At 65.3% G+C, this 20,183-nt stretch carries 19 protein-coding genes; 13 read left to right on the top strand and 6 right to left on the bottom strand.

Annotated elements, in window-relative coordinates:
- Nucleotides 1–62: 62 nt before the first annotated feature.
- Entirely contained in the window at nt 63–3,551 is a 3,489-nt protein-coding gene (gene putA, locus MRY80_RS25160) for a bifunctional proline dehydrogenase/L-glutamate gamma-semialdehyde dehydrogenase PutA (protein WP_293294335.1), read from the top strand.
- Between the two features lie 9 nt (nt 3,552–3,560).
- Here putA and MRY80_RS25155 read toward each other — a convergent pair whose 3' ends face one another.
- The 4 genes from MRY80_RS25155 to MRY80_RS25140 are packed head-to-tail and all read right to left on the bottom strand — an operon-like array spanning nt 3,561 to nt 7,340.
- The gene (locus MRY80_RS25155; protein ID WP_293294333.1) at nt 3,561–4,439 is read right to left on the bottom strand and encodes a hypothetical protein; all 879 of its coding nucleotides are present in this window, start codon (nt 4,437–4,439) and stop codon (nt 3,561–3,563) included.
- 9 nt (nt 4,440–4,448) lie between these two features.
- Nucleotides 4,449–5,615: an acetate/propionate family kinase gene (locus tag MRY80_RS25150; protein WP_293294331.1), complete on the bottom strand. Its 1,167-nt coding sequence runs from the start codon at nt 5,613–5,615 to the stop codon at nt 4,449–4,451.
- The gene (locus MRY80_RS25145) at nt 5,612–6,997 is read right to left on the bottom strand and encodes a bifunctional enoyl-CoA hydratase/phosphate acetyltransferase (RefSeq protein WP_293294329.1); all 1,386 of its coding nucleotides are present in this window, start codon (nt 6,995–6,997) and stop codon (nt 5,612–5,614) included. Before MRY80_RS25145 ends, MRY80_RS25150 begins: the two co-directional genes overlap by 4 nt.
- A 19-nt stretch (nt 6,998–7,016) precedes the next feature.
- Nucleotides 7,017–7,340 carry a hypothetical protein gene (locus MRY80_RS25140; protein WP_293294327.1) on the bottom strand — a complete coding sequence of 108 codons (324 nt, stop codon included), beginning with the start codon at nt 7,338–7,340 and terminating at the stop codon, nt 7,017–7,019.
- 57 nt (nt 7,341–7,397) lie between these two features.
- Between MRY80_RS25140 and MRY80_RS25135 the strand changes: the two genes are divergently transcribed.
- The 5 genes from MRY80_RS25135 to MRY80_RS25115 all read left to right on the top strand — a co-directional run bounded on the left by MRY80_RS25135 (nt 7,398) and on the right by MRY80_RS25115 (nt 11,871).
- The gene (locus MRY80_RS25135; protein WP_293294325.1) at nt 7,398–8,720 is read left to right on the top strand and encodes an NAD(P)-dependent oxidoreductase; all 1,323 of its coding nucleotides are present in this window, start codon (nt 7,398–7,400) and stop codon (nt 8,718–8,720) included.
- 15 nt (nt 8,721–8,735) lie between these two features.
- Nucleotides 8,736–10,049 (top strand): NAD-dependent dihydropyrimidine dehydrogenase subunit PreA, encoded by a 1,314-nt coding sequence (gene preA / locus MRY80_RS25130; RefSeq protein WP_293294324.1) that lies wholly within the window; start codon nt 8,736–8,738, stop codon nt 10,047–10,049.
- 76 nt (nt 10,050–10,125) lie between these two features.
- Complete coding sequence (locus tag MRY80_RS25125) at nt 10,126–10,785, top strand: glutathione S-transferase (RefSeq protein WP_293294322.1); 660 nt, start codon at nt 10,126–10,128, stop codon at nt 10,783–10,785.
- 97 nt (nt 10,786–10,882) lie between these two features.
- Nucleotides 10,883–11,389 carry an Rrf2 family transcriptional regulator gene (locus MRY80_RS25120; RefSeq protein WP_293294320.1) on the top strand — a complete coding sequence of 169 codons (507 nt, stop codon included), beginning with the start codon at nt 10,883–10,885 and terminating at the stop codon, nt 11,387–11,389.
- 20 nt (nt 11,390–11,409) lie between these two features.
- Nucleotides 11,410–11,871, top strand: coding sequence for a carboxymuconolactone decarboxylase family protein (locus MRY80_RS25115; RefSeq protein ID WP_293294318.1), 462 nt, complete (start codon nt 11,410–11,412; stop codon nt 11,869–11,871).
- A 32-nt stretch (nt 11,872–11,903) separates the two neighbouring features.
- Here the strand turns inward: MRY80_RS25115 and MRY80_RS25110 are convergent, their stop codons facing one another.
- Nucleotides 11,904–12,554 carry a TetR family transcriptional regulator C-terminal domain-containing protein gene (locus MRY80_RS25110; RefSeq protein WP_293294316.1) on the bottom strand — a complete coding sequence of 217 codons (651 nt, stop codon included), beginning with the start codon at nt 12,552–12,554 and terminating at the stop codon, nt 11,904–11,906.
- 224 nt (nt 12,555–12,778) lie between these two features.
- Here MRY80_RS25110 and MRY80_RS25105 point away from each other — a divergent pair, with 224 nt between their 5' ends.
- Genes MRY80_RS25105 through hydA form a run of 7 tightly spaced genes read left to right on the top strand, consistent with a single transcriptional unit; the run spans nt 12,779 to nt 19,873 of the window.
- Nucleotides 12,779–14,104, top strand: coding sequence for an aspartate aminotransferase family protein (locus tag MRY80_RS25105; protein WP_293294314.1), 1,326 nt, complete (start codon nt 12,779–12,781; stop codon nt 14,102–14,104).
- A 21-nt stretch (nt 14,105–14,125) separates the two neighbouring features.
- Nucleotides 14,126–15,622 carry a CoA-acylating methylmalonate-semialdehyde dehydrogenase gene (locus MRY80_RS25100; RefSeq protein WP_293294312.1) on the top strand — a complete coding sequence of 499 codons (1,497 nt, stop codon included), beginning with the start codon at nt 14,126–14,128 and terminating at the stop codon, nt 15,620–15,622.
- Between the two features lie 24 nt (nt 15,623–15,646).
- Nucleotides 15,647–16,903, top strand: coding sequence for a Zn-dependent hydrolase (locus MRY80_RS25095; RefSeq protein WP_293294310.1), 1,257 nt, complete (start codon nt 15,647–15,649; stop codon nt 16,901–16,903).
- Nucleotides 16,900–17,268, top strand: a complete 369-nt coding sequence (locus tag MRY80_RS25090) for a hypothetical protein (protein WP_293294309.1) — start codon at nt 16,900–16,902, stop codon at nt 17,266–17,268. Before MRY80_RS25095 ends, MRY80_RS25090 begins: the two co-directional genes overlap by 4 nt.
- A 30-nt stretch (nt 17,269–17,298) precedes the next feature.
- Entirely contained in the window at nt 17,299–18,048 is a 750-nt protein-coding gene (locus tag MRY80_RS25085; protein ID WP_293294307.1) for a class II aldolase/adducin family protein, read from the top strand.
- Nucleotides 18,049–18,067: 19 nt separating this feature from the next.
- The gene (locus MRY80_RS25080) at nt 18,068–18,358 is read left to right on the top strand and encodes a hypothetical protein (protein WP_293294305.1); all 291 of its coding nucleotides are present in this window, start codon (nt 18,068–18,070) and stop codon (nt 18,356–18,358) included.
- Between the two features lie 60 nt (nt 18,359–18,418).
- A complete protein-coding gene (gene hydA / locus MRY80_RS25075; protein ID WP_293294303.1) occupies nt 18,419–19,873 on the top strand; it encodes a dihydropyrimidinase in 1,455 nt (484 codons plus the stop codon).
- Nucleotides 19,874–19,894: 21 nt separating this feature from the next.
- Here the strand turns inward: hydA and MRY80_RS25070 are convergent, their stop codons facing one another.
- Nucleotides 19,895–20,116: a hypothetical protein gene (locus tag MRY80_RS25070; protein WP_293294301.1), complete on the bottom strand. Its 222-nt coding sequence runs from the start codon at nt 20,114–20,116 to the stop codon at nt 19,895–19,897.
- Between the last annotated feature and the right edge of the window lie 67 nt (nt 20,117–20,183).

Genomic DNA, 20,183 nt, shown 5'->3' with positions numbered 1-20,183 from the left:
AAACCGCCTTCTCGGTCAATGCTATCATGAGCCATGGACTGTCCGTCGATGGAGATCGCCCAATGGATGCTCTTGTTTCTGCCCGTTCCGCCATGCGCGCGGCGCATCGCGCCGATGAAGCGGGTATCGTCAGGGATCTGATAGCGGGCGCGAGCCTCGACGACGCGACGCGTGAGCGGGCCGTTGCGAGGGCGGCGGCGTTGGTGAAGGCGATCCGTGCCGACAAGCGTCCCGGGCTGATGGAGGTGTTCCTCGCCGAATACGGCCTGTCGACCGAGGAGGGCGTTGCGCTGATGTGCCTGGCGGAGGCGCTGCTGCGGGTGCCGGACGCGGACACGATCGACGAGCTGATCGAGGACAAGATCGCGCCGTCGCAATGGGGCCGGCATCTCGGCCATTCCAACTCCTCGCTGGTCAATGCCTCGACCTGGGCGCTGATGCTGACGGGCAAGGTGCTCGACGCCGACCGCTCGCGCGGCGTGGCGGGCGTCTTGCGGGGCGCCGTCAAGCGGCTGGGCGAACCGGTGATCCGCACGGCCGTGCGCCAGGCGATGAAGGAACTGGGCAGCCAGTTCGTGCTGGGCGAGACCATCCAGGCGGCGATGCAGCGCGGCGCGGCGATGGAGGCGAAGGGCTACAGCTATTCCTACGACATGCTGGGCGAGGCGGCGCTGACCGGCGACGACGCCAAGGCGTATTTCGACGCCTATGCCGCGGCGATCAAGGCGATCGCGGCGCGGTGCCGCTTCGACGACATCCGCTGCAACCCCGGCATCTCGGTCAAGCTGTCGGCGCTGCATCCGCGCTACGAGGTGGCGCAACATGACCGCGTGATGGCCGAACTCGTGCCGCGCGTCGCCGAACTCGCGGCGATGGCGGCCGAGGCACGCATGGGCTTCAACATCGACGCGGAGGAGGCGGATCGGCTCGATCTTTCGCTCGACGTGATCGAGGCGGTGCTGGCGGACCCGCGTCTTGCGGGCTGGGACGGTTTCGGTGTCGTCGTGCAGGCCTATGGCAAGCGGGCGGCGCCGGTGATCGACTGGCTGCACGCCCTGGCCGAGAAGCATGACCGGCGCATCATGGTCCGGCTCGTCAAGGGCGCCTATTGGGACACGGAGATCAAGCGGGCGCAGATCGACGGTGTAGAGGATTTTCCCGTCTTCACCCGCAAGACGGCGAGCGACGTCTCCTACATCGCGTGCGCAAAGAAGCTGCTCGGCCTGACCGACCGGATCTATCCGCAATTCGCCACGCACAATGCGCACAGCGTGGCCTCGATCCTGGAAATGGCGGACAATCGCGACACGTTCGAGTTCCAGCGCCTGCACGGCATGGGCGAGGCGTTGCATCGGCTGGTGCTGGAGGGCGAGGGAACGCGGTGCCGAATCTATGCGCCGGTCGGCGCGCATCGGGACCTGCTCGCCTATCTGGTGCGCCGCCTGCTGGAAAACGGCGCGAACTCCTCCTTCGTCAACCAGATCGTCGACACGTCCGTGCCTGTCGGCGATATCGTCGCCGATCCCGTCTCCGAATGGGAAGCCGAGCCGGGCGCCAATCCGCGCATCCGCAAGCCGGCCGAGGTGTTTCTTCCGCTGCGCGGCAATTCGAAGGGCTTCGACCTGCGCAGCCGGGACGATCTGGAGCGCATCGAAGCGGCGCGATCGCCGCTGCGCGCAGAGGCGTTCGAAGCCGCACCCATGCTTGCGGGCGGGCGGGGCAAGGGCAAGGCGAGGCCGGTGGTCAACCCGGCCGACCCGTCGGACATCGTCGGAACGGTCGTCGAGGCGAGCCCGCAGGACGTGCGCACGGCGCTCGACGCGGCGCAGGACTGGGCGGATTGCCCGACAGAAGAGCGCGCGCGCATCCTGCGCCATGCCGCCGATCTCTATGAGGAGAATTTCGGCCCGATCTTCGCCATTCTGGCGCGCGAGGCGGGCAAGACGCAGCTCGACGCCGTCGGCGAGTTGCGCGAGGCCGCGGACTTCCTGCGCTACTATGCCGGCGAGGCCGAGCGGGCGGGCGAGACCAGACCGCGCGGGCGATTTGCCTGTATCTCGCCATGGAACTTTCCGCTGGCGATCTTCACCGGCCAGTTCGCCGCGGCGCTTGCCGCCGGCAACGGCGTGCTGGCCAAACCCGCCGAGCAGACGCCGCTGATCGCCGCGCTGGCGGTCCGGCTGATGCATGAGGCCGGCGTGCCTCGCAATGTCCTGCAATTGCTGCCCGGCGACGGCGCGACGGTGGGCGCGGCACTGACATCCGATCCGCGCATCGACGGGGTCTGCTTCACGGGCTCGACCGAAACCGCGCAGGCGATCAACCAGGCGATGGCGCAGACCCTCGCGCCCGACGCGCCGCTGATCGCCGAGACCGGCGGATTGAACGCGATGATCGTCGATTCCACCGCGCTGCCGGAACAGGCGGTGCGGGACATCGTGTCGTCGGCCTTCCAGTCGGCCGGGCAGCGATGCTCGGCGTTGCGCGTGCTCTACGTGCAGGAAGACGTGGCTGACGGCATTCTCGAAATGCTCTCCGGAGCGATGGACGCGTTGCGTGCCGGCAACCCCTGGGATCTGGCGACCGACATCGGGCCTGTCATCGACGAGGATGCGCGTCGGACCATTGCCGATCATGTCGAAAAGGCACGCGCGCAGAATCGCTTGATCAAGGAACTTGACGTGCCGGGTGAAGGCACGTTCGTCGCGCCGACCGTGATCCGCGTCAAGGGCATCGGCGACCTGGAGCGCGAGATCTTCGGCCCGGTGCTGCATGTGGCGACCTTCAAGGCCTCGAAAATCGGCCGCGTGGTCGCCGACATCAACGCGTCGGGATACGGGCTCACCTTCGGCCTGCACAGCCGCATCGACGATCGGGTCGAGCAGATCACGTCGCGGATCCGGGTCGGCAATGTCTACATCAACCGCAACCAGATCGGCGCGGTCGTCGCGTCGCAGCCGTTTGGGGGAGAGGGGCTGTCCGGGACGGGCCCGAAGGCCGGCGGGCCGCATTATCTCTCCCGCTTCATGCGCGCCGAAACAAGGAGCGGGACCCCGCAGGAGGCGATCGGGGCCGATTTGACGGCGGTTCAGGCGCGGCTCGACCCGTTGCGTTTCGCCCGCGCTGCGGTTCAGGCGACGACGGCGATGCCGGGTGTCACGGGGGAATCGAACCGGCTCTCGGCCTTCGGCCGCGGCGTCGTGCTTTGCCTCGGGCCGGACGCCGCGCAGGCCGACGAACAGGCGCGGCTGGCCAGGGCGGCCGGCTGCGCGCCGCTGATCGTCGCGCCGGAGGCGAGCGGCAGCGACGCCATTCCCTTCTTCCTCGAACGCGACGCGCTGGCGACGCTCGAGGGCTTCGATGCGGTGATGCTGTGGAGCGACGAGGCCGACCTGCGCGCGGCGCGTGTCGCGCTCGCCAGGAGGCAGGGGCCGATCATTCCGCTGATCATGGAGGCCGATCCGGCCGATCGGCTGATCCTGGAGCGCCATGTTTGCATCGACACGACGGCGGCGGGCGGCAACGCGGCGCTTCTGGCCGCGAACGCTTGAGGTCCGCAATCAGTCCGGCATGGGGCGGTCCAGTCCCGTGATCGGGGCGATGCGGGCGAAGTGGTCGATGATCGCGAGGCTCTCCGCGATCACGGCGGCGTCTTCGTCGGAGGCGGTCCAGTGGTCCCGGGCCGCGGCGAAATCGAGATACTCATAGGCGGCGATGACGCGCGGGCCCCGGGGCGTCGCGACCAGGGAGAATGTCTCGCCGTCGCTGCGGGTCGCCGTGACGAGCGGCTTGCCGACACGCGCGTCGCCGAAGATCGCGGCATGGCCGAAGATGCGGGCGGAGCTGTCGGCCCGGGCGTCGCCATAGACGGCGGCATCGCCATGGATGTCTGCGTTGCCGGAAATCCGGGCGCTGCCGGAAATCTTCGCGTGGCCGTGGATGCGGGCGCTTCCGGAAATGCGGCAATCGCCGAAGGCCCAGCCATGCTCGTAGAGGCGGGCGTCGTCCGTCACGCAAGCGTTGTCCGTGACATGCGCCTGGCCGGAGACGCTGGCCTTGCCGGAGATTTCGACGTCGCCACGGACCCTGGCGTGGCCGGTCACCTCCGCCTGTCCGAGAATGCGGGCCTTGCGATCGACGACCGCGTTGCCGGACACCCGTGCGTCGTCCGCGATCATGGCGTTGCCGCGGATCGCGGCTTCGCCATGGACCTGCGCGTCGCCGGAGATCCGGGCGTTGTCCGATATCCGGGCGTCCATGAAGACCTTCGCGTCGTCGGCGATCCACGCTTCGCCGTCCTGGGCGAGGTTGTCCGTCGAGTGGACGAAGCCGCCGAGCTGGCCTATGCGGACGCTGCCGAAATCGGCGAGTGCCCGGATGCGGTAGAGCGTGTGCGTCAGGTGAATGATCGACGACGCGGTCAGTTCGTATTTGGCCATCCGGGCAGTCTAGCCGTTCAACGCGGCGTTCACAGCCCTCGCGATCACGCGTTCCTCGTCCGTCGGGATCACCATCACGCGGGTGGCGGCCGTGCCGAGATCGGTCGCGTTGCCGGCATTGCCGGCGTCGTCGATCTCGATGCCCAGCCATTCCATGCCTTCGCAGACCTTGCGGCGGATATGGGCCGAGTGCTCGCCGATTCCGCCGGTGAAGACGAGCCCGTCGAGGCCGCCGAGGACGGCGGCGAGCGCGCCCAGTTCGCGGCGGATGCGGAACACGAAATACTCGATCGCCTCGGCGGCCTCCGGCCTGTCGGAGGCTTCCAGTTCGCGCATGTCGTTCGATATGCCGGACAGCCCCTTCAGCCCGCTTTGCTTGTAGAGGAGATTGGCGATCTCGGCCGACGTCATCTTCTCGTGGTCCATCATGTAGAGCAGGACGCCGGGATCGAGCTGGCCGCTGCGCGTGCCCATCGGCAGGCCGTCCAGCGCGGTGAAGCCCATGGTCGAGGCGACGCTTCTGCCGTCGCGCACCGCGCACATCGACGCACCATTGCCGAGATGGGCGATCACGACGCGGCCATGGCGCAGGTCCGGCGCGATGCGTGCGAGTTCGCCGGAGATGAATTCGTAGGAGAGGCCGTGGAACCCGTAGCGCCGCACGCCGCGATCATACCATTCGCGTGGCAGGGCGAAGGTGTCGTTCACCCAGGGGTGGGCCCGGTGGAAGGCCGTGTCGAAGCAGGCGACCTGAATGGCGTCGGGAAAGGCGGCGCGGGCGGCGCGCACGGCGGCGAGATTGTGCGGCTGGTGCAGCGGCGCCAGCGGCTCCAGCGTCGTCAGATAGTCGATCGTCGCGTCGTCGAGGCGCACCGGCGCGGCATAGTCCGTGCCGCCATGGACGACCCGGTGGCCGATGCCGGCGACAGGGCGTCCGCCGAGCGCGTCGCCGGCATGGTCCAGGATCGCGGCCAGCGCTGCCGCGTGGTCGGCGGGGCCGATCGCGATGCGCGTCTTGTTGCCGTGATCCGGCTCGATGATCAGATAGGCCTGAGCGTCGCCGATATCCTCCACTTCGCCGCGCAACTGCTCTTCCGGCTCGTCGCCGGCGGCGTAGAGGGAGAACTTGATGGAGGAGGAGCCGGCGTTGAGGGTGAGGATCACGCCGGACGTCATGGCCGCTTTCTCCATTCGTGATAGAGGGCGGCGATCGCGCAGGAGGCGAGGCGCGCCTTGTCGTCGTCGGCGCGGCTGGTCAGGATGATCGGGCAGAGCGCGCCCATGACCAGGCCGCCGGCTTCGGCGTGGGCGACGAAGGTCAGTTCCTTGGCCAGCATGTTGCCGGCTTCCATGTTCGGCACGACGAGGATGTCGGCATGGCCGGCGACCAGCGAGTGGATGCCCTTGGTCTTCGCCGCCTCGACATCGACCGCATTGTCCATGGCGAGAGGCCCGTCGACGATGCCGCCCTTGATCTGGCCGCGCTCGGCCATCTTGGACAGGACGGCCGCATCGAGCGTCGAGGGGATGGCCGGGTTGACCGTTTCGACCGCCGAGAGAACGCCGACCTTCGGTTCCTCGATGCCGAGCGCCAATGCGAGGTCGATCGCGTTCTGGGTGATGTCGACCTTCTCCTCCAGCGTCGGCGCGATGTTGATCGCCGCGTCGGTGACGAGGAGCAGATGGTCGAGGCCGGGCGTGTCCATGACGAAGACATGGCTCAGGCGGCGCGTGGTGCGCAGGCCGCCGGTGCGCTTGACGACGTGGCGGAGCAGCACGTTGGTGTGAAGGTGGCCCTTCATCAGCGCCTTGGCGCGTCCCTCGTGGATGAGCTGGACGCCCATCGCCGCGGCCGCGTCATGGTCCGGCTCGTCGATGAGTTCGATCCCGGTGAGGTCGGCGCCGATGGACCGCGCGATGTCGGCGATCTTCTCGCGGTCGCCGATCAGGATCGGGCGGATCAGCGTGTGCTGGGCCGCGAGGACCGCGCCGCCGAGCGCCTGTTCCTCCTCCGGCGCGACGACCGCGGTGGGGATCGGGTCCAGAGGTTCGGCCAGGCCCAAGAGGTGGTCGAAATGCACGTGGCGGCGCACGGTCAGGCCCGGCAGGTCCTCGTCGTTGAACATGACCGTCTTTGCCGGCGCGATCACCTCGGCCTCGCCCTCGACGATGCGGTTGCCGTCGGGGCCCTCGACCCAGGTGTCGAAACAGGCGATCCGGTCCGGCTTGAGTTCGGTCAGGTGCACCTTGACGGTCAGTTCGTCGCCGGCCTTGGCGCGGCCGAGGAAGCGCAGGGTCTGCTGCCTGTAGAGCGAGCCCGGTCCGGGCAGCATGTTGCCGAGCACGGCCGAGAACAGCGACGCCACCCACATGGACGGAGCCATCGGCTCGTCGTCGAGGCCGTCGCCGTCATGGTCCTCGTGCGGCAGGTGCACCGGATTATGGTTGCCCGACGAGTTGGCGAAGACGAAGAAATCCTCCGCCCGGCAGAGGCGCTTGATTTCCGCCTGCATGCCGACTGCGAGTTCGTCATAGGGCGTGTTGATGTAGAGGGTCATTCGGTGGCTTCCTGCGCGGTTAGATTGCGGCGAGGTCGCCGACGATGTCCTTCATGGGTCCGAGAGCCGCTGTCCCGTCGGCGGGCGACGTCGGCAGCGGGGGCGATGTCATCATTGAGAGGTCCGGTTCGGCATGGGAGATCAGTGTTCGCCCATGGATCATAAGGGCAGGAGCGCCGCTGTCCATCGATAGAGACGGTTCCCGGGTCGATACGTTTGTCTGAGCCCTGGCGTGGGGACTGGTGACGGCGCGTTCCTTCAATGGCGCAGCGTAGATCGCCACCATGACAGGTGTTTTACGCCGGGCGTCGATAAATTTGACCTTTTGATCAAATTCAGTCATCCTCCCTGCATGCGGTGCAAATTCACCGCAGGCAACGCAATGTGGAGGGAGTGCCGCATGAATGCCGATCGATATGTCCGGGACGTCCAGGCGGGGCGGCTCGAAGCTGAAGCCTACGTGGATCTGTTCTCCGATCTCCATCCGCCGCTGGATGCGCATGAGGCCCATGTCGAGGCCGATCGCTGCTACTTCTGCTACGACGCGCCGTGCATGACGGCCTGTCCGACTTCCATCGACATCCCGCTCTTCATTCGCGAGATCTCGACCGGTAACCCGCTGGCGGCGGCCAAGACGATCTTCAACCAGAACATCTTCGGCGGCATGTGTGCCCGCGTCTGCCCGACGGAGACGCTTTGTGAAGAGGTGTGCGTGCGCGAGACGGCGGAAGGCAAGCCGGTCAAGATCGGTCTTCTGCAGCGTTACGCGACCGACGCGGCGATGGCGGCGGACAAGCAGTATTACACCCGTGCCGCCTCGACCGGAAAGAAGGTCGCCGTGATCGGGGCAGGGCCGGCGGGGCTGGCCTGCGCGCATCGCCTCGCCATGCACGGCCACGATGTCGATGTCTACGAAGCGCATGCGAAGGCCGGCGGGCTGAACGAATACGGCATCGCCTCCTACAAGACGCCGGGCGGGTTCGCCCAGCGCGAGGTGGACTACATCACCGCCATCGGCGGCATCACCGTGCATTACGAGAAGGCGCTTGGCGCCGACCTGTCGCTCGACGCGCTGGCGGCGGACCATGACGCAGTGTTCCTCGGCATGGGGCTTGCAGGCGTGAACGCGCTCAGCGTGCCCGAAGCCGACGCGGCAGGCAGCATCGACGCGGTCGAGTGGATCGAGGGTCTTCGTCAGGCCGACGACGTCGCCTCCGTTCCGGTCGGGCGCCGCGTCGTCGTGATCGGCGGCGGCATGACCGCCGTGGACGCCGCCGTGCAGGCCAAGGCACTCGGCGCCGACGAGGTGACGATCTGCTACCGTGGACCGAAGGAGCGGATGAAGGCCTCCAAATACGAGCAGGAAATCGCCCAGGTGCGCGGGGTGGCGATCCGCTATCACATGACGCCGATACGGGTGGTGGCCGCTGACGGCGAAGTGGCCGGCGTGGAATTCGACCGCGACGGCGAGACCGTGATGGTTCGCTGCGACCAGGTGATGAAAGCGATCGGGCAGAGCTTCGCGGCCGACAGCCTGAACGGATCGGGCGAAACGATTGCGCTGGACGGCGGGCGGATCAAGGTGGATGCTGACGGCAAGACGACCATGGCGAAGGTCTGGGCGGGCGGCGACTGCGTCAATGCCGGCGACGACCTGACCGTCACGGCCGTGTCGCAGGGGCGCGACGCAGCCGAAAGCATTCATCGCGCCCTGAGCGCCTGATGAGGAGGACACGACATGGCTGATCTTTCCACGAATTTCGTCGGCATCACGTCGCCCAACCCGTTCTGGCTCGCATCCGCGCCGCCGACCGACAAGCAGTACAATGTCGAGCGTGCCTTCGAGGTCGGCTGGGGCGGTGTCGTCTGGAAGACGCTGGGCGAGGCGGGTCCGCCCGTCGTCAACGTCAATGGTCCGCGCTACGGCGCGGTCTGGGGCGCCGACCGGCGCCTGCTCGGCCTGAACAATATCGAGCTGATCACCGACCGCGACCTGGAGATCAATCTGCAGGAGATCAAGGCGACCAAGAAGAACTGGCCCGACCGCGCCGTCGTCGTCTCGCTGATGGTGCCCTGCGAGGAGGATCCCTGGAAGAAGATCCTCGGCCGCGTCGCCGAGACCGGCGCCGACGGGGTGGAACTGAATTTCGGCTGCCCGCACGGCATGAGCGAGCGCGGCATGGGATCGGCCGTGGGGCAGGTGCCCGAATATATCCAGATGGTCGCCGAATGGTGCAAGCAGCACACCGACATGCCGGTGATCGTCAAGCTGACGCCGAACATCACCGACATCCGCCGACCGGCGGAAGCCGCCAAGCGCGGCGGGGCGGACGCGGTCAGCCTGATCAACACGATCAACTCGATCACCTCGGTCGATCTCGACAGTTTCGCGCCCGAGCCGACGATCGACGGCAAGGGATCGCATGGCGGCTATTGCGGACCGGCGGTCAAGCCGATCGCGCTGTCGATGGTCTCCGAGATCGCGCGCAATCCCGAGACCGCCGGCATGCCGATCTCCGGCATCGGCGGCGTGACCACCTGGCGTGACGCCGCGGAGTTCATCGCGCTTGGCTGCGGCACCGTCCAGGTCTGCACCGCGGCGATGACATATGGATTCAAGGTCGTGCAGGAAATGATTGCCGGGCTTGAGAATTACATGGACGAGAAGGGCTATGCGACGATCGAGGATTTCCGCGGCCGCGCCGTGCCGAACGTCACCGACTGGCAGTATCTGAACCTCAATTACGTCACCAAGGCGAAGATCGACCAGGACAAGTGCATCAAGTGCGGCCGTTGCCACATCGCCTGCGAGGACACCTCGCACCAGGCGATCACCAACATGGTCGACGGCGTGCGCCACTTCGAGGTGATCGAGGAGGAATGCGTCGGCTGCAATCTCTGCGTCAATGTCTGCCCGGTCGAGAACTGCATCTCCATGGAGCAGATCGCCGGCGTCGATCCGCGCACCAAGAAGCCGATCGATCCGGACTACGCCAACTGGACGACGCATCCGAACAACCCGGCCGTCTGGGCCAAGGAGGCGGCGGAATGACCGCCGCCCCGCATCGGTGGTAAGGCGCGTCTACGCGCTCTATTACTGGCCCGGCCTTCCCGGGCGCGGAGAATTCGTGCGTCTCGCGCTGGAATATGCCGGCGTGGACTACGAGGACATCGCGCTGATCGACCCGGAGGCGGTCGCCTATTTCCTCACCGACCTGGAGATCAAGACGCCGGCCTTCGCGCCGCCCTATCTGCGCGACGGCGACATCGTCATCGGTCAGACCGCGCTGATCCTGCACTATCTCGGGCCGAAGCTCTGGCTGGCGCCGCAGGACGAGGCGGAGCGTCTCTGGCTGCACCAGGTGCAGATGACGATGGGCGATTTCGTGGGCGAGGTCCACGACACGCATCATCCGATCGGCCCGGAACTCTATTACGAGGACCAGAAACGGGAGGCGGAAAGGCGCTCGGCCTCGTTCCGCGAGCACCGGATGCCGAAATATCTCGGCTGGTTCGAGCGGGTGCTGCGCCGCAATCCCCATGGCCCGACCTTCCTGGTCGGCGACAGCCTGACCTATGCGGACCTGTCGCTGTTCCACATACTCGCCGGGCTGGACTATGCCTTTCCACGGGCCTTCGCGTCGCTGATCGGGGAATATCCCTGCGTGCAGGAGCTTGGCGAATATGTCGCCGACCAGCCGGAATTGTCCGCCTATCTCGAGAGCGACCGGCGGCTGCCCTTCAACGAGACCGGCATCTTCCGCCACTATCCCGAACTCGACGACTGAGTGACGGCCACACCCGCCGAGCGCTTCCAGACACTTGTCCACCTATTGTGGATATAAGATATCCATGATAAGAAATATCGATGAATAGGAGGAAGGCATGAAACTCGGTGACGGTGTCGAGGCGTCGATTCATTGCACGGCCTTTCTGGCGGGACTGGAGGAGGGCGCCGTGCTGCCCGGTGCGGCGCTTGCCGAATTTCACGGCGTTTCGCCGACCTATCTGCTCAAGCACCTGAAGGCGCTCGTCGGTGCGGGCGTTCTTCAGTCCGTTCCCGGTCCCGCCGGGGGCTATCGGCTGGCGCGCCGGCCCGACCAGGTCACATTGCTGGACATCGTTTTCGCGGTGGAGGGCCGCCAGCCGGCGTTCCGGTGCGGCGAGATCCGCCAGCGCGGGCCGGGCGCGCCCGACGCGTCGGCCTTTGTCAGGCCCTGCGGCATCGCAAGCGCGATGCTGCGTGCGGAGGCCGCATGGCGCGACGCGCTCTCGGGCACCACGCTGGCCGACATCGTCGCCGACTTCCAGGCCACCGGCGATCCGCGCTCGGTGGCGCGGGGCTGCGCCTATCTGGAGGCCAACCAGCGGCGGCAGCCCTCATCCCGATAACCCGAACGAAAGGACATTCCATGCAACCGCGTCTCGACTACACCAAAACCGACCGCCCGCTCCTCCAGGCGCTCTACGCGCTCAATACGGCGGTCGATACTTGCGGTCTCGAAAGGAGCCTGCTGCACCTGATCAAGCTGAGGGCCTCGCAGATCAACGGCTGCTCCTTCTGCGTCGATATGCATTCCCACGAAGCGCGCGCTGACGGGGAGACGGAACAGCGCCTCTACATGGTCGCGGCGTGGAAGGAATCGCCGCTCTTCTCGGAACGCGAGCGGGCCGCCTTCGCCTGGACGGAGGCCGTGACCCGTATCGCGGAGGGCGGTGTCGGAGACGACGTCTTCGCCGCTGCCCGGCAGCAATTCTCGGAAGACGAACTGTCGAAGCTCACGATCGCGCTCGGCATGATCAACACCTGGAACCGCATCTGCGTGAGTTTCCATGTGGTTCATCCTGTGCGAGACGCTGCCAAGGCAGCGTAACCGCAGCGTCGGCGCGCGCCTGTCCGGCTGCCCTATTGGCGCGGCCGGATGCCGTTCAGGATAATCGTCAGCACGGCCTGTGCCGCCTGGTCCGCAAAGCCGGGGCGGCCGGCCTGGGAGCCGACCACGGCGCGGATCTGCACGTCGAAATCGGCGTAATGCTGGGTCGTCGCCCAGATCATGAAGATGAGGTGGTAGGGATCCACCGGCGCGAGCTTGCCTTCGCCGACCCAATAGCGGATCACCTTGGCCTTCTCGTCCACCAGCGTCTTCAGCGACGTCTTCAGGAAATCGCCGATCACCGGCGCGCCATGAATGATCTCGTTGGCGAAGAGCTTGGAGGCGTTCGGATTCTTCTCCGACATCTTCAGCTTGGCTGTGATGTAACGCCGCAGTTCCTCCACCGGGTCGCCCGTCGGATCGAGCTCGGCGAAGGGCGCCAGCCAGTCGGAAAGGGTCTGTTCCAGCACCTGCTGGTAGATCGCGCGCTTGCTCTTGAAATAGTAAAGCAGGTTGGGCTTCGACATGCCCGCCTTGGTGGCGATCTCGTCGATGGTCGCGCCGCGGAAACCGGAGATGGCGAAGACGTCGAGCGCCGCTTCCAGGATGGCTTTCCGGTTGGTTTCCTGGATGCGCGAGAGCGGTTTTGCCTGCTGCGCTTCGTCGCTTTTCGATCGGGACAAGGGCGCCTTCTTGTTCTTCCTCGTGGAGGCCTTTTTGTGCGATGGTAAAGCCACTTGACCGGCTTCGAAAGCTCTTTTAGCGTCTGTTTTGACCAAACGGTCAAGCGGATGTGGAAAACTTTCCGACACCGGTTAGGTTTTCCGCGTAGCCGTAGACGCGCCGCGGAAGAAAAGCAAGAAACCGAACAGGGCCGTAGAGCCGTACAGGCAGGGGTGGTGCAGTGATGTCCGATCGAGCAGTGGCGCCGAATAATCTTGATGCATTCTGGATGCCGTTTACGGCCAACCGGCAATTCAAGGCCAATCCGCGCATGTTCACGGCCGCGAAGGACATGCATTACACCACGTCCGACGGCCGCCAGGTGCTCGACGGCACGGCCGGCCTCTGGTGCTGCAATGCCGGTCACGGCCGTCCGAAGATCGTCGAGGCGATCCAGAAGCAGGTGGCCGAGCTCGACTATGCGCCGGCCTTCCAGATGGGCCATCCCAAGGCCTTCGAACTGGCCGCCCGGCTGGCGGCGATGCTGCCCAAGCCGCTCGACCATGTCTTCTTCACCAATTCCGGCTCCGAAAGCGTCGACACCGCACTGAAGATCGCGCTCGCCTATCAGCGCCAGATCGGGCAGGGCACGCGCACCCGCCTGATCGGCCGCGAGCGCGGCTACCACGGCGTCGGCTTCGGCGGCATCTCCGTCGGCGGCATCGTCTCCAACCGCCGTACCTTCGGCACCATGCTGACCGGCGTCGATCACATCCGCCACACCCATGATATCGCCCGCAACGCGTTCACGCGCGGCGTGCCGGAGCACGGCGTGGAATTCGCCGACGACCTGATCTCCGTCATCACCCTGCACGACCCGTCGACCATCGCCGCCGTGATCGTTGAGCCCGTCGCGGGTTCGACCGGCGTGCTGATCCCGCCGAAGGGCTATCTGAAGAAGCTGCGTGAGATCTGCGACCAGCACGGCATCCTTTTGATCTTCGACGAGGTCATCACCGGGTTCGGCCGTCTCGGCGCGCCGTTCGCTACCGGATATTTCGACGTCGTGCCGGACCTGATCACGACCGCCAAGGGGATCACTTCGGGCACGATACCGATGGGCGCGGTGTTCTGCACGTCGGACATCTACGACGCCTTCATGACCGGCCCGGAGAACATGATCGAACTGTTCCACGGCTACACCTATTCGGCGCATCCGATCGCCTGCGCCGCGGCGCTCGGCACGCTCGACACCTACGAGGAAGAGGGCCTTCTGACCCGCGCGGCCGAGCTCGCCTCCTACTGGGAGGATGCGGTGCATTCGCTGAAGGACTGCCCGCATGTCATCGACATCCGCAATCTCGGTCTGATCGGCGCGATCGAGCTGGAGCCGATCGCCGGCGCGCCGACCAAGCGCGCCTTCTCGGCCTTCCTGGAGGCCTATGAGCGGGGGCTGCTGATCCGCACGACGGGCGACATCATCGCCCTGTCGCCGCCGCTGATCATCACGAAGGCGCAGATCGACGAGTTGTTCGACACGCTGCGCGGCGTCCTCAACGCCATCGACTGAGGAACGACAAAGGGGGAGACCATGGAAACGATCCGCAACGCCATCAACGGCAAACTCGCCCTCTCGTCCTCGACACGCTCACAGCCCGTCTTCAACCCCGCGACGGGCGAGGAAAGCGCGGTGCTGCCGCTGTCGACGGCGGCGGAACTCGACGAGGCGGTGGCTGCTGCCAAGGCGGCGCTGCCGGCCTGGCGCGACATGCCGCCGCTGAAGCGCGCGCGCTACATGTTCAAGTTCAAGGAACTGCTCGACGCGCATGTCGACGACATCGCGCGCGCGATCTCCAAGGAACACGGCAAGACCCATGACGACGCGCTGGGCGAGGTCGCGCGCGGGGTGGAGGTCGTCGAGTTCGCCTGCGGCATCCCGCATCTCCTGAAGGGCGAGTTCTCGCGCAATGTCGGCCCGTCGATCGATTCGCATGCCGACCGCCAGCCGCTCGGCGTCGTCGCGGGCATCACGCCGTTCAACTTCCCGGCAATGGTGCCACTTTGGATGTATCCGATCGCGGTCGCCTGCGGAAACACCTTCATCCTCAAGCCTTCCGAGCGCGACCCGTCGGCGCCGATGCTGGTCTACGAACTGTTCAAGCAGGCCGGCTTCCCGGACGGCGTCCTGAACGTCGTGCATGGCGACAAGGAAATTGTGGACGCGATCCTCGATCACCCGGACATCAAGGCCGTGTCCTTCGTCGGCTCCACGCCGATCGCCGAATATGTCTATTCGCGCGGCACGGCCGCCGGAAAGCGCGTCCAGGCACTGGGCGGGGCCAAGAACCACATGGTGGTCATGCCCGACGCCGACATGGACAAGGCCGCCGACGCGCTGATGGGCGCCGGATACGGGTCCGCCGGCGAGCGCTGCATGGCGATCTCGGTCGCGGTTCCCGTGGGCGAGGAAACGGCGGACCGGCTGGTTTCGGCGCTGAAGCCCAAGGTGGAGGCGCTGAAGATCGGGCCTTCCAGCGATCCCGACGCGGAAATGGGGCCGCTGGTGACCAAGCAGGCCCAGGAGCGGGTGCTCGGCTATATCGACAGGGGTGTCGAGGAAGGCGCCGATCTCGTCGTCGACGGGCGCGGCTTCTCGCTGCAGGGCTACGAGGACGGCTATTTCGTCGGCGGCACGCTGTTCGACCGCGTCACGACGGACATGACCATCTACAAGGAAGAGATCTTCGGGCCGGTCCTGTCGGTGGTGCGCACGGAGTCCTACGAGGAAGCCGTGGCGATGATCGACAAGCACGAGTACGGCAACGGCACCGCGATCTTCACCCGCAACGGCGACGCCGCGCGCGATTTCGCCGACCGCATTGAGGTCGGCATGGTCGGCGTCAACGTGCCGATCCCCGTGCCGGTGGCCTATCATTCCTTCGGCGGCTGGAAACGGTCGCTCTTCGGCGACCATTCGATCTACGGTTCGGAGGGCGTGCGCTTCTACACCCGTCTGAAGACGGTGACGACGCGCTGGCCGGACGACATTCACGAGGGCGCGGTCTTCACGTTCCCGAGCATGAAATAGGCACAGACGAGAGGATACTTCATCATGGCTGCACCGGGCGAAAACCTCAGGATCAACGGGGACCGGCTCTGGGACTCCCTGATGGACATGGCGAAGATTGGCCCCGGCGTCGCCGGCGGCAACAACCGCCAGACCGTGACCGACGAGGACGGCGAAGGCCGCAAGTTGTTCCAGAAATGGTGCGAGGACGCCGGCTGCACCATGGGCGTCGACACCATGGGAAACATGTTCATGCGGCGTGAAGGTGCGGACCCGGACGCGCTGCCGGTCTATGTCGGTTCGCATCTCGACACGCAGCCGACCGGCGGCAAGTATGACGGCGTGCTCGGCGTGCTGGCCGGTCTCGAGGTCGTGCGCACGCTCAACGATCTCGGCATCAAGACGAAGCACCCGATCGTCGTCACCAACTGGACCAACGAGGAAGGCACGCGCTTCGCGCCGGCCATGCTCGCCTCCGGCGTCTTCGCCGGCATCCACGAACAGGACTGGGCTTATGACCGCGAGGACGCCAAGGGCCTGAAATTCGGCGACGAGCTGGAGCGCATCGGCTGGAAGGGCGACGAGGAGGTCGGCGCGCGCAAGGACAAGATGAAGGCCTTCTTCGAACTGCATATCGAGCAGGGTCCGATCCTGGAGGCCGAGGGCAAGGACATCGGCGTCGTCACGCACGGGCAGGGGCTGTCCTGGACGCAGGTGACGATCACCGGCAAGGACGCCCATACCGGCTCCACGCCGATGCCGATGCGCAAGAATGCCGGGCTCGGCATGGCCAAGGTGCTGCAGCTGGTCGACGAGATCGCGTGGAGCCACGCGCCGCACGCCGTCGGCGCGGCCGGCCACATCGACGTCTATCCGAATTCGCGCAACGTCATCCCCGGCAAGGTCGTCTTCACCGTCGATTTCCGCTCGCCGGACCTCGCCGTGATCCAGGACATGGAGCAGCGGCTGAAGATCGGCGCGAAGGAAATCTGCGACGAGATGGGCCTCGGCATCGAGTTCGAGAAGGTCGGCGGCTTCGATCCGGTCGAGTTCGACCATGACTGCGTCAAGGCGATCCGCGACGCCGCCGAACGGCTCGGCTACTCGCACCGCAACATCATCTCAGGCGCCGGCCATGACGCCTGCTGGATCAACCGCGTCGCGCCGACGGCCATGGTCATGTGCCCCTGCGTCGACGGATTGAGCCACAACGAGGCCGAGGACATCTCGCTCGAATGGGCGCGGGCCGGTTGCGACGTGCTGTTCCATGCGGTGGTCGAGACCGCGGAGATCGTGGAGTGAATGAAGTACGACCATTCGCGGTGATCGCGCTTGCGTCATCGTTCGCTGGGGTTGCGCCCAGTCTTGCGATCGCGGCCGATCCCAATGGTTGGTGTTTGCCATCCGACGCGTGCATGGGTGAGCAGAAGCCGATTGCAGGGAACTCGTGGAACGAGTGTGAAAGCTCTTGCGAAATCAGTGCCCCCGTCAAAGTTCGAGGTATGAACGCCAGCTTGTATGATGTCGAATGTAAAGGCGATTGGGGAAGCAGCGTCTACAGGGCGATGTTCGTCTTCACATCCAACTCGAATGGCGGGCACGATCTTCTGATGGTTTCCAATAATGACCTCGTCAAACTTGAGCAATGCAGCGATGCGCGTAACTGATTCGGATTTGGGCGAGGACTTCAGGAACGAATGAACGCCCACGCACCCATCCACACGAACGAGATGCAGCTTCGCATCGACCTCGCAGCCGCCCTGCGGCTTTCTGCGCGCAATGACTGGCACGAGGGCGTGGCGAACCATTTCTCGGCCGCCGTCTCGCCGGATGGAAGGACGTTCCTCGTCAATCCGCGCTGGAAGCATTTCTCCATGGCGACGGCGTCGGAACTGCTGCTGGTCGATGCCGACGATCCGGAGACGATGAATCGTCCCGATGCGCCCGATCCGTCGGCGTGGTCGATCCATTCGGCCATTCACCGCAACCTGCCGCATGCCCGCGTGGCGCTGCATCTGCATCCGCCCTATGCGACCACGCTGGCGACGTTGAAGGACCCGGCGATCTACCCGATTGACCAGGTGACGGCACGGTTTTTCCGGCGCATCGCCTATGATCTGAGTTTCGGCGGCATTGCGACCGAGGAGGCCGAGGGCGAGCGCATCGCGGCGTCCATCGGCAATCACTCCGCGGTCATGATGGGTAATCACGGCGTGACCACCGTCGCGCCGACTGTCGCCGAAGCCTTCGACGCCATGTACCATCTCGAACGCGCCGCCCGGCAATTGGTGCTGGCCTACCAGACCGGCCAGCCGCTCAACATCATGAGCGACGAACTGGCGGAGGCGACGGCGCGTGAGTGGGACGTCTACAAGGACGCCGAGCACGCTCACTTCGCCGAAATGAAGCGCATTCTGGATCGCGAGGACCCGTCCTATGCGGAGTAGTGTCGCAGGATCGGAGACGTTGGATCTGGAAAAGCTCCCATCCAACCATAAGACGTATATTTGCAAACATGTCTTCAACACCGACAGACCTGTTGCCTATGTCGTGGTCGAAGACGGGGATTTGAGCCTCCTGTGTGGATGCTACGATCATGAGGAGTCAGCCAGAGACTACAAGGTTGTCGGGCTTGCGCATCTGATCAAACGGCAGCCGGATATCCTGGAAATCGGGGAACTATTCGATGGGTGGCAGGCCGAACGATTGGAAGATGGATGCTGGCATAAGAGCCCTATTCCTGAAGCCGCAAACTGAGTTTGCGAACGCAGTCGGGCCGATCATGCAGATTGATGAAGAATTACGGGAGAACGCGATATGAGCAAGGTCATCAAGAACGGAACCGTCGTCACCGCCGACCTGACCTACAAGGCGGACGTGAAGATCGAGGACGGCGTGATCACCGAGATCGGGCCGAACCTGTCGGGTGGCGAGGAACTGGACGCGACGGGCTGCTATGTCATGCCGGGCGGCATCGATCCGCATGTGCATCTCGAAATGCCGTTCATGGGCACCTATTCGGCCGATGATTTCGAGAGCGGCACGCGTGCGGGCCTTGCTGGCGGCACCACGATGGTAGTCGATTTCTGCCTGCCCGACCCGGGCCAGTCGCTGCTTGACGCGCTGAAGCGCTGGGACAACAAGTCGACGCGCGCCAATTGCGATTATTCCTTCCACATGGCGATCACCTGGTGGGGCGAGCAGGTCTTCAACGAGATGGAGACGGTCGTCCGCGAGAAGGGCATCAACACCTTCAAGCACTTCATGGCCTACAAGGGCGCGCTGATGGTCAATGACGACGAGATGTTCGCGTCGTTCTCGCGCTGCGCCGAACTGGGCGCGCTGCCGCTCGTCCACGCCGAGAATGGCGACGTTGTCGCCACCATGCAGCAGAAGCTGCTGGCCGAGGGCAATAACGGGCCGGAGGGCCACGCCTATTCGCGTCCCGCCGAGGTGGAGGGCGAGGCGACCAACCGCGCCATCATGATCGCCGACATGGCCGGTGTGCCGGTCTATATCGTGCACACCTCCTGCGAGCAGGCGCATGAGGCGATCCGCCGGGCCCGCCAGAACGGCATCCGGGCCTATGGCGAGCCGCTGATCCAGCACCTGACGCTCGATGAGAGCGAATATTTCGACAAGGACTGGGATCATTCGGCGCGCCGCGTCATGAGCCCGCCCTTCCGCAACAAGAAGCACCAGGATTCGCTGTGGGCGGGCCTGCAGGCCGGCTCGCTCAGCGTGGTCGCAACCGACCACTGCGCCTTCACCACCGACCAGAAGCGCTACGGCGTCGGCGATTTCACCAAGATCCCGAACGGCACGGGCGGCCTCGAAGACCGGTTGCCGATGCTGTGGACCTATGGCGTCTCGACCGGCCGGCTGACCCCGAACGAGTTCGTCGCGGTCACGTCAACGAACATCGCAAAGATCCTGAACATGTACCCGAAAAAGGGCGCGATCCTGGTCGGGGCCGATGCCGACATCGTCGTGCTCGACCCGAACAAGGAGAAGACGATCTCGGCTTCGACCCAGCAGTCGGCGATCGACTACAACGTCTTCGAGGGCAAGCATGTGAAGGGCCTGCCGCGCTTCACGCTCTCGCGCGGCAAGGTGGTCGTCCATGACGGCGAGATCCGCACCGAGGAAGGCCACGGCAAGTTCGTTTCGCGCGAGCCGTTCCAGGCGGTCAACAAGGCGCTGTCGACCTGGAAGGAACTTGTCGCCCCGCGCCCCGTCGAGCGCACCGGCATTCCGGCGAGCGGGGTGTAATTGATGTCAGCGGAGGCTACGCTAGCTGTCGTCGGCGCGAATGACGATCGTACGGGTGTCTGGATCCCAGTCGTATTCAATAGCCTCCGCAATGCCCTGAAGGCTGAGGTTGCTTTCCCACGTCTGATCGAGCCCGCCATCAAGCCAATCGATCCAAAAATGATCGGCGAGTTGTTGGGCTTTTTCACCCGTAAACTGCAACGTGACGGTTGGTATGCTGCATTGGGTCGCCTTTTTTGCCATTTTCAATCCTCCTCAATTGGCTTGAGAAGTATTTCAACGCAGAGTGAAGTGAATATGACAAGAAAAA

It is taken from the genome of Oricola sp. (assembly GCF_022763245.1).
Classification (GTDB): Bacteria; Pseudomonadota; Alphaproteobacteria; order Rhizobiales; family Rhizobiaceae; genus Oricola.
This window is presented reverse-complemented; position numbering and strand designations above follow the sequence as displayed.